Annotated in this window: 13 protein-coding genes; 12 read left to right on the forward strand and 1 reads right to left on the reverse strand. The window is 70.5% G+C overall.

Going from position 1 to position 12285, the window contains the following annotated elements:
• Positions 1–186 precede the first annotated feature (186 nt).
• Positions 187–942 (reverse strand): site-specific DNA-methyltransferase, encoded by a 756-nt coding sequence (locus tag AB0D14_RS32625; protein WP_362786322.1) that lies wholly within the window; start codon positions 940–942, stop codon positions 187–189.
• Positions 943–1456: 514 nt separating this feature from the next.
• Between AB0D14_RS32625 and AB0D14_RS32630 the strand changes: the two genes are divergently transcribed.
• The 12 genes from AB0D14_RS32630 to AB0D14_RS32685 all read left to right on the forward strand — a co-directional run bounded on the left by AB0D14_RS32630 (position 1457) and on the right by AB0D14_RS32685 (position 12257).
• Positions 1457–2584 (forward strand): C40 family peptidase, encoded by a 1128-nt coding sequence (locus AB0D14_RS32630; protein WP_362786324.1) that lies wholly within the window; start codon positions 1457–1459, stop codon positions 2582–2584.
• Between the two features lie 90 nt (positions 2585–2674).
• Positions 2675–3040 carry a hypothetical protein gene (locus AB0D14_RS32635; RefSeq protein WP_362786326.1) on the forward strand — a complete coding sequence of 122 codons (366 nt, stop codon included), beginning with the start codon at positions 2675–2677 and terminating at the stop codon, positions 3038–3040.
• A 164-nt stretch (positions 3041–3204) separates the two neighbouring features.
• Positions 3205–3522, forward strand: a complete 318-nt coding sequence (locus AB0D14_RS32640; RefSeq protein ID WP_362786328.1) for a DUF6112 family protein — start codon at positions 3205–3207, stop codon at positions 3520–3522.
• Positions 3522–4214, forward strand: coding sequence for a hypothetical protein (locus AB0D14_RS32645; protein WP_362786329.1), 693 nt, complete (start codon positions 3522–3524; stop codon positions 4212–4214). The genes AB0D14_RS32640 and AB0D14_RS32645 overlap by 1 nt, the downstream gene beginning before the upstream one ends.
• 37 nt (positions 4215–4251) lie before the next feature.
• Positions 4252–5625, forward strand: coding sequence for an ATP-binding protein (locus tag AB0D14_RS32650; RefSeq protein ID WP_362786331.1), 1374 nt, complete (start codon positions 4252–4254; stop codon positions 5623–5625).
• 80 nt (positions 5626–5705) lie between these two features.
• Positions 5706–7178, forward strand: a complete 1473-nt coding sequence (locus tag AB0D14_RS32655) for an SCO6880 family protein (protein WP_362786333.1) — start codon at positions 5706–5708, stop codon at positions 7176–7178.
• A gap of 92 nt (positions 7179–7270) precedes the next feature.
• Entirely contained in the window at positions 7271–7732 is a 462-nt protein-coding gene (locus tag AB0D14_RS32660; protein WP_362786335.1) for a DUF6238 family protein, read from the forward strand.
• Between the two features lie 28 nt (positions 7733–7760).
• On the forward strand, positions 7761–9275 hold the full coding sequence (locus AB0D14_RS32665) for an ATP-binding protein (protein WP_362786337.1): 1515 nt from the start codon (positions 7761–7763) through the stop codon (positions 9273–9275).
• Between the two features lie 49 nt (positions 9276–9324).
• On the forward strand, positions 9325–10077 hold the full coding sequence (locus AB0D14_RS32670) for an HAD hydrolase-like protein (protein WP_362786339.1): 753 nt from the start codon (positions 9325–9327) through the stop codon (positions 10075–10077).
• 468 nt (positions 10078–10545) lie between these two features.
• Positions 10546–11052, forward strand: coding sequence for a hypothetical protein (locus AB0D14_RS32675; RefSeq protein ID WP_362786341.1), 507 nt, complete (start codon positions 10546–10548; stop codon positions 11050–11052).
• 58 nt (positions 11053–11110) lie between these two features.
• Positions 11111–11692 (forward strand): hypothetical protein, encoded by a 582-nt coding sequence (locus AB0D14_RS32680; protein ID WP_362786343.1) that lies wholly within the window; start codon positions 11111–11113, stop codon positions 11690–11692.
• 55 nt (positions 11693–11747) lie between these two features.
• Positions 11748–12257, forward strand: coding sequence for a hypothetical protein (locus AB0D14_RS32685; RefSeq protein WP_362786345.1), 510 nt, complete (start codon positions 11748–11750; stop codon positions 12255–12257).
• Positions 12258–12285: the final 28 nt, after the last annotated feature.

The following is a 12285-nucleotide window of genomic DNA, read 5'->3' on the forward strand; positions in this document are numbered from 1 at the left end:
CGGCTCCAACTCCCCATCATCAGAGGGCTTTATGGATTCGGACATGAAAAGTTCGGCCTCCTACGAGACACGGAAAGAGAGAAAGACGGAAGCGGCGACGCGCGGAGCGGCCGGCGAGTTACAGATCCGCTTCGTCGGATTGCCGACCAGGGAGCCGGTCGCCTTGACGGGAAGGTCGCTCGTGGCTCAGGCGGTGAGGGTCACGTCGTCCTGCGTGAGGGTCTCGCGGATCGTTTCGGTGAGCCGGTCGGCCGCGATCGACGCGTAGTGCTCGGTCTTCTCCACGCCGATGAAGTCCCGGCCTTCCAGCAGGGCGGCCACCCCCGTGGAGCCGGAGCCGGCACAGAAGTCGAGCACCGTGCCGCCCGCGGGGCTGATCTTGACCAGCTCGCGCATCACGGAGACAGGCTTTTGGGTGATGTGCCGGCGCTTGGACCCCGACGGCTGCGAGGCGCTGTAGAGGCCTGGGAGGTAGACCGGGTTCGCGGCGGCGTCGATCTTGCCCTTGGCGCCCCAGACGATGTACTCGCAGTCCTGGCGAAACTTGCCCTTCTGCGGCCTGCCCTGCGGCTTGTGCCAGGTCAGGAGGCCCAGCCACAGCCACCCGGCGGCCTGGAAGGCATCCGTCGTAGCCGGCAGCTGGCGCCAGTCGGTGAACAGCAACGCGGTGCCGCCCGTCTTCGTCATACGGTGCGCCTCGGTCATGATCTGGGTCAGCCAGAGCGTGTACGAGCGCTGATCCATGTTCTCGCCGGTGAAGTCGGGCAGGGCGTGCTGGGCCTCAGCGGAGGTGTACTTCTGCTTCGCGGAGCGGGTGGTGCGCTCCTTCGCGGTCCTACCGCCCGAGTTGTACGGCGGATCGGTGATGACGGAGTCGACACAGTTGTCCGGCAGGCCGGCGAGAACGCTGAGGGCGTCGCCCTGGTGCAGGGAAAAAGGCAAAGAGGAACCCCTATTCGGGTGCGGAATCGTGGAAGGAACTAGCCCCTCTCGCGCAGGAGTCCTCGCGGGCCGTAAGCGGGCATGCAGAAGCCCGGGGCCGCAGACCGAGGAGGGCGAGGGGGAGTCCAAAAACTGTAGAGGCGAAAGCGCCGACGACCAAGAAATACTCATCCGGGGTGCCGGATTCCGGCACCTCACGCCGACTTTTTGGTCAACCGCCGATTCGCGCCTACTGTTTTTGAACCGCCCGGCGCACACCGCCGCTGGCTACTCCCCGCCACACCTCACGGAGGTACCCCCTTGCCCCGGCACACCTAGCTGACGGCCCGGCCACGCAAAGCGAGCGGCAACTCGCCCGTGCCGGCCCGCCACGATCGCCCACCCCGGCCGCCGCGCCCTTCCACCACGCCTCGCGCACGCGGCACGCCGGACACCGCACTCCGAAGGACACGCTCATGACGTCTCGCTACCCGCCCCTGCCCGAAAACGCTGACCGGCGAGCGGTCCGCTCCGCTTGAGGGCGCTCGCCGCCGGTATCGGCGTCGTCTTCCTCTCCCCACTCCTACTCGCCGGCACGGCCATGATGCTGGCCTCCTCCGCCGACGCCGTGCAGAGCAATGGCTCCTTCAGCAGCTGCCTGACCGACATCGACACGGACAAGGTCACCGAGCAGGTCACCAAGATTCTCGACGGGGCGTCCGGCAAGAGCGTCCACGTCGAGGGCCTGGACCTGCCCGCCGAGCAGGTCCCCAACGCCCAGACAATCGTGGCCACCGGCCTCTCGCTCGACGTCCCCACAAAGGGACAGATCGTCGCGCTCGCCACGGCGATGCAGGAGAGCCGGCTGCGCAACCTCGGCTACGGCGACCGCGACTCGCTCGGCCTGTTCCAGCAGCGCCCCTCCCAGGGCTGGGGCAGCGCCCAGCAGATCCGCGACCCCGTCTACGCCTCCGAGCAGTTCTATAAGCACTTGCTCAAGGTGAGCGGCTGGCAGCAGATGACCGTCACCCAGGCCGCCCAAGCCGTGCAGAAGTCCGGCCTGCCGGACGCATACGCACAGTGGGAGAACCTGGCCACCGCACTGCAGGACGCCATCGCCAAGACCTTCCCCGGCGACGACGCGGACGGCGTGGACGCGGGCCAGGGCAAGCAACCGTCGACCGGTACGGCCGGCTGCGCTCCGGGCCAGGACGGTTCCGGCTTCGGCCGCATCCCCGAGGGAAGTGTCCCGAAGGGCTACGCGATCCCCAAGGACGCCGATCCGAAGGCGCGAAAGGCCATCGAGTGGGCGATGCACCAGCTCGGCACGCTCTACCAGTGGGGCGGGTCCTGCACGAACTCGCATGGTCCTGACCCGATGGGCCGCTGCGACTGCTCCAGCCTGATGCAGCAGGCATACGCCCACGCCGGCGTCACGCTCACCCGCACCACCTACACGCAGGTGGACGAGGGCATGGCGGTCTCGGCGACGAACCTCAATCCCGGCGACCTGATCTTCAGCCGCGGCAGTGCCGCCCGGCCCGAACACGTCGGCATGTACCTGGGCGAGGGCCTCGTCATCGAGGCGCCGCGCACCACCAAGCCCGTCCGGATCACCCCGATCAAGGACTGGACGATCCTCGCCGCCCGCCGCGTCATCTGACCTGGGTCAGGCCGCAGCCCCTGCGAGCCGCCTTCACCAGAACCTCGCCGACGGCCAACTCCCCCTCTCTCAACACCACGGAGCATCCACATGACAGTCCACCACCGCGTCCGGCGCGCCCTCGCGGTCGGCTCGCTGGGCCTTGCAGTTGCGGCCGGAAGCCTCGCCGGCGCCTCCACATCCCAGGCGGGCGACACCGGCCACACGACGATCTCGTGCAAGGCGGTCAAGGTACGCACGGATCCTTCGAAGAAGGCCACCGTCGTGGGCATCGCCTACCGGCACGACAAGATCGCCTACGACCAGTTCGCGTACAAGCGCGCCGAGAAGACCTGGTACACCCGCGGCACGGTGACCCGGAAGTCCGACGGCAACAAAGTCCGCGGCTACATGATCTACGACTGCGCCAACCCGTACCAGTCGAACCCCGCGCCGAAGCCGTCGATCCCGAAGTAAGACGCCCCGGCCGCCCTCCCTGGCCGTAAACCGAAACGCGTCTTCGCTGTCCCCGCCCGATCCGTCCCTACCCGGCTGGGCGCCCGCACCCGAGGCCGCGGCCTCCCCCTTCTCTTCTTTCGGTGCCTGCCCGGCCAGCGCATGCAAGGAGTCCCGCCACACTCATGCCCATATCTCTCGCAGACCGAGCCGTCGTCTACCTCGCCTACGACCCAGGCATCTCCCCCAAGGGCGGTGGCCTGCCGGGCCTGTCCGTCCTGAAGAACGTCGTCAACTCGATCAATCTGTTCGGCATCGTCGCCGTCGTCGGCGCCCTCGCCATCTCGCTCGGCGTATGGGCCTGGGGTCACCACACCGGTGGCCACCAGGCCGAGGCCAACGGCAAGAAGGGCGCGGTCGTGGCCGCCGGTGCCGCCCTCGGTCTGGGTGCCGCGAACGGAATCGTGGCCTTCTTCTCCGGCCTGGGATCGCAGGTCCGCTGATGCGGAAACGACTTCCCTCCTTTTCGCTGTCCTCGTACGGCGCGGGCTGGACAGCCAACCGGCGCATCGCGATCGTCGCCTGCGTCGTCGCCGTCCTGCTCGCCATCGCCGCCCTCGTCGCCCTGCTGACCGGCGGCGGCAACGGCCACCAGGCCCCGGACGCCGCCGCGCCTGCCCCGGCTGGCAGCCCGTCCTCCTCCGAGGCCGCCCCGAAGCCGTCCGCCGGATCCGGATCCGTGGCCAAGCCGCCGCAGATCGCCGAGCCGGTCGCCTACGCCACGGCGGCGGCCCGGATGCTGTGGTCCTACGACACCCGCGGCACCAGCCGCGGCCAGCAGCTCGCCGGCATGCGCGCCTGGATGACCCCGGAAACCCAGTACGCCGACTGGCCGTCCGTCTCCGGTCAGGTGCCCGATCCGGTGCTGTGGTCGCGGATGGCCGACCAGGACCAGCACGCCACCGCCGACGTCACCGAGGGCCACTTCCCCTCCGCGTTCAAGGCGGCGCTGGCCGACGACCCGTCCGCGATCACCGAGGCGTACATCTACGTCGTCACCGTCAACGGGCGGCAGCAGATCGCCTGGAAGAAGGGCGGCGGCGGAGCCGAGGAACGGGCCGTGACCCTCGCCGTACAGTGCCGCCCGAACCACGACTGCACCCTGGCCGCCATCGCACCGAGCGTCACGCAGTGACCCGCGCCTGAGACAAGATAAGGAGGAGTAACTCCTCGTGGGTTTCTGTGATTTCCCCCTGGCAGACCAGCTGTGCACCGTCGGTGACGCGGTGGACTTCGCCTCGGACCCCGGCAAGGCCATCGGTGACTGGATGGCGAAGTCCGCCGGTGAACTGGCCGCCGCCGCAGCCGATCTGGCCGCCGAGGCAGTCGACACCACCACGAAGGTGGACCTCAACGCGACGTGGTTCGTCGACAACTACGAGATGCTGCTGCCGCTGGGCCTGGTCCTGCTCGTCGCCACGTTCTGCGCGCAGCTGGTGCGAGCCGCCGTCCGGCGCGACGGACAAGCCCTGGCACAGGCGTTCACCGGCACCATGGGCGGCGTCCTGTTCGCCTTCTGCGCCATCGCCTTCACCACGGTCGCCGTCGAAGTGGTCGATGCCGTCAGCGACGGCCTGTTCAAGACCGCGCACCTGGACATCGAGTCCGCCGTGCGCCGGATCGTCAAGGTCGACCAGATCGGCGCCCTGGCCGGTCTGGGCTGGCTCGTTCCGGTCGTCACCGGCCTCGGGGCCGCCATCGGCGCCTTCCTCTACTGGTGCGTCATGATGGTCAGGAAAGTGGGCATTCTCGTCATGGTCACGCTGGCGATCTTCGCCGCCGCCGGCGGCGGCTGGGAGGTCGCCCGGCGCTGGCGCAAGGGCTGGATCGAAGCCACCGCCACCCTGGTCGTCTCCAAGCTCCTGATGACCGTGATCTTCGTGCTCGGTGTCGCCGCCATGGGCAAGACCGAGGCCAAGGACGGCATCGCCGCTCTGGCCGATGTCATGTCCGGCATCGTGATCATGGTGCTCGTCCTGCTCTGCCCGTACGCCGTCTTCAAATTCGTGCACTGGGCGGCCGATGGCACCGACGGCGAGTCCATCCACCGGGCCGGCGGCGCCGGAGCGCAGATCGCCAGGGCCCACGCCGAGAAGGCCGGCCGCAAGGCCGCCTCGGCGGCGGCCACCGCCGGAACCGGTGGCGCGACAGCCGGAGCAGGCGCCGCACCGCAGGGCCCCGACGCCGGGGAGGGCTTCCCCGGCGATGTCGCCACCAACCCGACCGGCCCAGGCGGCGAGGGCAAGGAAAGTTCACAGGGCGACGGGACGGGCGTCTCGCCCGGTGGCGATGGCGTCACGTCCGCTCTGGAGAAGGCGGTCCAGCCCGCGCCGACGAGCGTGTCCGGCGACACCAGCGGCCAGGTGGGCGGCAGTCCGGGGCCGGGCGGCTCCGGGGCGAGCGCCGCGTCCGGCCAGGGCGGCGGATGGCAGTCCGCTCCGCCGGCCACCACCCCGCCGCCGCAGGGCGCACCCCCGTCCTCCGGCGCACAGAACGCCCCGTCCAGCGGGCCGGCCTCACCGCCGCCGCCTCCGGCCGGCCTCTGATCCTCTGTCCGACTCCCGGGGCGGGACGTGCACGCCGCCTCCCGCCCCCGGGTTCCACCCGCGTCTTCAGGACCCGCCCCTTGACTGATCTCTCCGTCGCCCCGGTCACGGTGAAGTTCCCGCACCGGTCCCGTCGCGGCATCCTCCTCGGCCTCTCCCTGCCCCAACTCGTCCTCGTCTCCTGCACGTTGGCGCTGCTGCTGATGACGGTGGTCTCCACCGGGCTGCTCGGCGCGATCGTCCTGGCCCCGTTGTGGGCGGCATCCGGTGCGCTCGTCGCGATCCGCCGGCACGGCCGCTCGCTGATCGACTGGGCGCCGGTCGTCGCCCGCTACGCGCACCGCCGCCGCACCGGTCAGACGCTCTGGCTCGCCCGGCCCGTCACCCGGCCCCGGCAGGACGGCGTCCTGCACCTGCCCGGCACCGCGGCCTCCCTCAAGGTGGTCACCCCCGGCGACTCCGCCAACCAGGCTGCGGCCGTGCACGACCCGCACCAGCAGACCCTGACCGCCATCGCCCGCGTCAGCAGCCGCGCCTTCGTTCTCCTGGACCCCGCGACCCAGAACCACCACGTGTCCAGTTGGGGGCGCGCGCTGGCGGGCATCGCCCGCACCGGGCACACCGCCACCGTGCAGGTGCTGGAGCGCACGGTTCCCGACAGCGGCGACACCCTCACCCGCCACTGGACCCGGCACGGGCAGCCCCAGGCCCCGGTCGCCGGGCAGATCTACTCCGAACTGGTCGCCTCGGCCGGTCCCGCCGCCGCCCCGCACGAGACCTACCTCGCCATCTCCCTCGACCTCAAGGCCGCCCGGCGCCTGATCGGCCAGGCCGGCGGCGGGCTGCCCGGGGCATTCATCGTCCTGGAGCAGACCACCGCCTCGATCGCGCAGGCCGCCCGCAACGCCGGACTCCAGGTCACCGGATGGCTGAGCGCGCGGGAGATCGCCGCCGTCATCCGCACCGCCTACGACCCGGGGGCGCTCGCCGCACTCCAGCAGTGGTCCGAGACCGGCCGTGCTGAGGCCGACCCCGCCGCCGCCGGGCCCGTCGTCCAGTTCGAGGAGTACGACCGCCTCACCACCGACAGCGCACGCCACGCGACGTACTGGGTGGAGAACTGGCCCAGGACCGAGATGGGGGCCGGGTTCCTGCACGGGATCATGTTCACGGCCGGCGTGCGGCGCAGCCTCTCCCTCATCTACGTGCCGCAGGGGCTCGAATCCGCGCTGCGGGACGTCCAGCGGAAGAAGGCGGCGATCATCGCCGACGCCAACGAACGCGCCCGCCGCGGACAGGTCGACTCCGAAGAGGACTCCGTCGAGTACGCCGACGTCAAAACACGCGAACGCCAGCTCATCGCCGGGCACGCCGACGTGGCCCTGACCGGCCTGGTCACCGTCACCGCCGCGACCGACGCCCTTCTGGACGCCGCCTGCGCACAGATCGAGACCCACGCCGTCACCTCCGGCGTCGACCTGAGGCGGCTCAACTATCAGCAGCCGGACGCCTTCGCCCTCACCGCGCTCCCGCTCGCCCGGACCGCCCTGTGAGCCGGGCTCATCCCCACCGGCCAGCACCCCGGTCCGCTGCTCTTCGATCACCCGCCGCCGCCCTGGCCCCTCGGCAGGAAGGACCACTACCTTTGACCTCTCGCACACCTCCGGACGACGCGCACCCCTACCTCCGCGCCGCGAGCGCCGGAGTCCGCCACCACACCCGGGCCCTGACGCCATCAGCCGCGAACCCACCCCGGCCCGGCGACCGCCTGCACCTCGACGTGCTGCACGCCCACCTCGCCGCCCTGCTCCAGCTTCTGGACCGGCTTGCCGACAGCACCCGGCCACCCCATCCCGCCGCCGGCCGTCACCTCGCCACCGCGCACACCCACCTCTGGCAGGCCACCAGCGAGGTCCACGCCGCCTTCCACCTGCTGCCCGGCAACACCGTGGCAGACGCGGAGGCGAGTACCTGCCATCCGGAGCAGCTGCCCGAGGGACCGCCCGTGCTGACGATCTGCCAGCGCCACCTCGCCGCCGGGCACAGCATTCGCCGCAAGACCACCCCCGCCGACCTTCGCCCGCACACCACGGCCTGCGGGCGATGAGCACCACCCGCAGAATCGAGGGCCCCCGATGAGCCACCGGCCCGCCCGCCGTACCCGCCTCGCCTCCGCCAGCCCGCTGTTCACCCCCCACGGCACCGACCGCGCCAGCCGCAAGGCCGCCCGCCAGCAACTCGCCGAGGCCACCGCCAAAGCCCGCGCGGAAACCAGCGCCCACCAGAGCGAGACCACGTCCGCCGAGCACCAGATGCCCGCCGCGCTCTACCCGCCCGGCGGACGTCCCGGGCCCGCCTCCGCGCGTAAGAACCGGCTGAAGCTGCCCGCCCACCGCATGACGACCGCCGTCGCCGCCGGCGCGTACCCCTTCCTGGCCGAAGGCGGACTCGGCGCCGAAGGCATCTACATCGGCCGCGACGTCCACGCCGAAGCGTCCTTCGTGTTCGACCCGTTCGCGCTGTACGGCAAGATCGAGGGATTCACCAACCCGAACCTCCTGCTCGCCGGAGTGATCGGCCAGGGCAAGAGCGCGCTCGCCAAGAGCTTCGCGCTGCGCTCGATCGCCTTCGGATACCGCGTCTACGTACCGTGCGACCCGAAGGGCGAATGGACACCGGTGGCGGAAGCCATCGGCGGCCGGTCCGTCGCTCTCGGCCCCGGACTGCCCGGACGCCTCAACCCCCTGGACGCGGCCCCGCGCCCACAGAGCGTGACAGAGGCGGACTGGGCCGGCGAGATCCGCAAACGGCGCCTGCTCCTGCTCGGCTCCCTCGCCCGGACCGTCCTGGGCCGGGACCTGATGCCCATGGAACACACCGCCCTGGACGTCGCCCTGGACGCCGTCGTCACCCGCGCCGCCGACACGCACCGCACCCCGCTCCTCGGCGACGTCGCCGCCGCCCTCAACAACACCGCCGTCCTCAGCGAAGCCGCCGGGATGATGTCGGGCCAACTCGGCGACGCCGCCCGCGACCTGGCCCACGCCATGCGCCGCCTCGTCCACGGGGACCTCGCCGGCATGTTCGACGCCCCCTCCACCGTCACCTTCGACCCCGACGCGCCGATGCTCACCATCGACCTGTCCCGGCTCGGCGGGTCCGGCGACGACACCGCCCTCGTCCTGGCCATGACCTGCGCCTCCGCCTGGATGGAGTCCGCCCTCTCCGATCCCAACGGCGGCCGGCGCTGGATCGTCTACGACGAGGCATGGCGGCTGATGCGCCACGTCGGACTGCTGCAGCGCATGCAGGCCCAGTGGAAGCTCAGCCGCGGCCTCGGCATCGCCAACCTCATGGTCATCCACCGGCTGTCCGACCTGCTCACCGCAGGCGACGCCGGATCACAAGGGCGCGCCCTGGCCGAGGGACTCCTCGCCGACTGCAGCACCCGCATCATCTACCGCCAGGAGACCGACCAACTCCACACCGCAGCCTCCCTGCTCGGCCTGACCTCCGTCGAAATGGACGCCATCGCCCACCTCAACCGAGGGCGTGGCCTCTGGAAAGTCGCCGGACGATCTTTCATCGTGCAGCACCTCCTGCACAGCCACGAACTGGCGCTCTTCGACACCGACGCCCGCATGCACTGAAAAAGCGCCGAGTTCACCCCACACGGCGACGACCGACAGGAACATTTACGTGCCCATCCACATCGTGTGGGACTGGAACGGCACTCTCAAGGACGATCGGACCGATCTCCTCGACGCCGTTAACCACACCCTCTACGGACTCAACACACCGCCCATCGACCTGCACACTTACCAGGCCAAGCACATCGTGCCCATCCGCCGCTTCTACGACCGTCTGCTCAACCAGCCGCTCTCCGAGAGAGAATGGGCACAAGCACAAAAAGACTTCGCCGCCTTCCTGCGTGACCGCCCAGCACGCCTGCGCTCCGGAGCACACCAGCTCCTGGCCCACACTCATGGCCTCGGGCACAGCCAGTCCGTCCTGTCGCTGTATCCCGAGGAACTGCTGCGCACCGAGGTGGACCAGTTGGGCATCGCGGGCTTCTTCACCCGCATCGACGGACGGCGCGGCAGCGACGGCACTAAAGCGGACGTCCTCACCGAGCACCTCCAGGCCCTGGCGGTCCCGCCCTCCCGCCCCGTCCTGCTCATCGGGGACACCCTGGACGACGGGGTTGCCGCACACGCCGCCGGCATCCATGCCGTGCTGCACACCGGAGGGCTTGAGCCGACGCAGCGGCTGCGCTCCTCCGACCTGCCCGTCGTCGAAACCCTCGACGCGGCCGTCGCCGCGGGCATCCACCACCTGACCGCGCCCGACCTGCCATCGGCGGTCGCCCGTGCGGGCCCACTCAACCCTGTACACCCTGGCCCGCCGCCGACCCCGGCAGTGGGCAACTCGCCCACGCCACGCTCGCTCTGAACCTGTGCCCCGGCGGCGCGCAGTCGCCTGCGGCACTCCGTCCCTGATGCCGCAGGCCCGCCAGAAACGGTCTGCGTCTTCGCAGCTCGCCCCCCAGATCGGACCCGGGAGCGAGCACGCGACGTCGATGATCGCCGACCGGGTGTTTCCCGCACGGCCGTCAGCCGGGCCAGCCGAAGCCCTCGCCAGGTCGTGCTGGTCGACGACCTCCTGCTCGAAGTCCTCAAGCTCCTGCTGTGTCTGAGCGCCCTGCGGGGAGGACACATTGCGCACCACGGCCAAGGTCATGAGCACCTCAGGAATCTCGACGGAACGTCGAAATTCTCACCCCAAAGAGTCCCCCGTGGCCTGCCCTGCCAGGCCAAACAGGCCCCGGGAGCCCACAGGAACACCCGACCATAGAGACAAAGTATGTCAATTTCTACAAAGTCGGCATTCTTGACCGGCTCGGAGATACGCAGGACAGGGATGTACGACACCTCCACCTACCCCCATGACATCCGTAGAACCAACCCCGACTGCCTCCGAGCATCGGCGCGGAGCCTCGAAAGGTCCGCAGACCAACTCCCGCAGTCCGTCACCGGCGGACAGGGCGAGGCCATCAGCAACGCGATCGATGCGGCGCTCGCGCATATCACCTGGGAATCGCACTGCATCACCGATGACCTGGCCACCAGTTTCAACGGCAAGGGCGGCGACCGTGACATGCACGCGACGGCCGTCCGCCAGTGTGCAGCGCCCCTGGGGCTCGCCCACCACTACCTGGCCAGGGCCATGGACCACATCAGCTCCCACCATCAATTCTTTGCGCGTCCCACGGATGCGCAGACCGAAGCCCCGGAAGACCTGCTCCTGTTCTTGCAGCAGGACATCGATCACGCTCGCACCGCGATCTACGCCACCGCAAACCAGTTCAAGACCAACGCTTCGCTGCTGGGCAGCCACCCCATCGCCAGCACACCCACACCGAACTGACGGCAATACAGACAAAATGCACCGAGTCCACCCCCGTTGAAAGGCCATCACTTCCCCGATGCCCGACATTGCCGACCCCCGCTACTTCCACCAGCTGGCCCACACCCTCGACCGGATCACCGCGGAACTACCGACCGCCGAGCAACTACGACGCGGTGACGACATCAGCCCGGCCATCCACACGCTGGTCGGCGACACCGGCTGCATCCTGGCGGACATCAGCGCGGAACTGGCGACCAGTTGCCGGCACGAGGTGTACGACCGGCCTGCGCACGGCCCCGCCGAACGCCACGGGACCGCCGCCCTCACCCAGTGCGCGGTGCACCTGGGCGCCGTCCTCGGCCACCTCGGGCAGGTCATCGAGCGGCTCGGATTCCTCCACCAGCACCTCCTGCAGCCGGGCAGCGGCCCACGGATTCCGACTCCGGCCCCCGAGCGTGACACTCTCCACAACCACTTCGGCCAGGTCGCCACACTGCTGCGCACCGGCGCACAGCAGCTGCGCACCACCTCCGAGGAACTCTCCCGGATCCGTACCTCCCCGCCCACGGCCGGTACACCGTCCCCGTCGCCTCCCGCCCCGGCAGGCGGCCCGATCGCAGCCGCCGCGGGGACGCCCTCGCCCGCAGCACGGCGGTAGAGCCCCGATCCGACGCCACGAGGAGTTGCCGCTGCCGTCCGTTCCAGACCAGCGGATGCTGCTGCACGACGTCGCCGACCGGCTCAACTCCGTCGCCGACCAACTGCCGCTCCCCGACCAGGTTCACGGGGGTCCGGCGCTGAGCGAGATCCTGGACGACGAGATCCGCCACCTGGCCCGGCTGCTGGGCTACCTGGCCGGGGAGCACGCGTTCCGCCACCGGGCCGCCGCCCGCTACCCGACGCGGACCACGGCCACCATGCGCCGTACGAGCCTCGCGCTCGCCGACGCCGCACAGCCCACCGGTGCCGCGCTCGCCGCCCTCGGCGCCGCCGTCCGCCACCTCGGCCGCCTCGCCGACCTCACCCACCGGCCCCCGAGTCCCGCCCGCGAGAGAGCGATCACCACCGCGCACCAGGCGCTCGCGGATCACCTCAGCGACAGCCGCACCCACCTCGCCGACGCGGCGAAGCACCTGCGGGCCGCAGCCGACACCCGCACGGTCCCGGCCACCACCGCGCCGCCCCCGCCGACGGCCACCGCCAGAACATCCCGTTCCCGCTGACCCTCTCCCCCGGAGCACTCCCATCCCC

This window comes from Streptomyces sp. NPDC048484, assembly GCF_040651415.1.
GTDB lineage: Bacteria > Actinomycetota > Actinomycetes > Streptomycetales > Streptomycetaceae > Streptomyces.

Excerpts from the sequence above, each read along its gene's own strand:
- AB0D14_RS32640 (WP_362786328.1), top strand. The coding sequence starts at position 3,205 with ATGCCCATATCTCTCGCAGACCGAGCCGTCGTCTACCTCGCCTACGAC.
- AB0D14_RS32685 (WP_362786345.1), top strand. The coding sequence starts at position 11,748 with ATGCTGCTGCACGACGTCGCCGACCGGCTCAACTCCGTCGCCGACCAA.
- AB0D14_RS32635 (WP_362786326.1), top strand. The coding sequence starts at position 2,675 with ATGACAGTCCACCACCGCGTCCGGCGCGCCCTCGCGGTCGGCTCGCTG.
- AB0D14_RS32675 (WP_362786341.1), top strand. The coding sequence starts at position 10,546 with ATGTACGACACCTCCACCTACCCCCATGACATCCGTAGAACCAACCCC.
- AB0D14_RS32665 (WP_362786337.1), top strand. The coding sequence starts at position 7,761 with ATGAGCCACCGGCCCGCCCGCCGTACCCGCCTCGCCTCCGCCAGCCCG.
- AB0D14_RS32680 (WP_362786343.1), top strand. The coding sequence starts at position 11,111 with ATGCCCGACATTGCCGACCCCCGCTACTTCCACCAGCTGGCCCACACC.
- AB0D14_RS32645 (WP_362786329.1), top strand. The coding sequence starts at position 3,522 with ATGCGGAAACGACTTCCCTCCTTTTCGCTGTCCTCGTACGGCGCGGGC.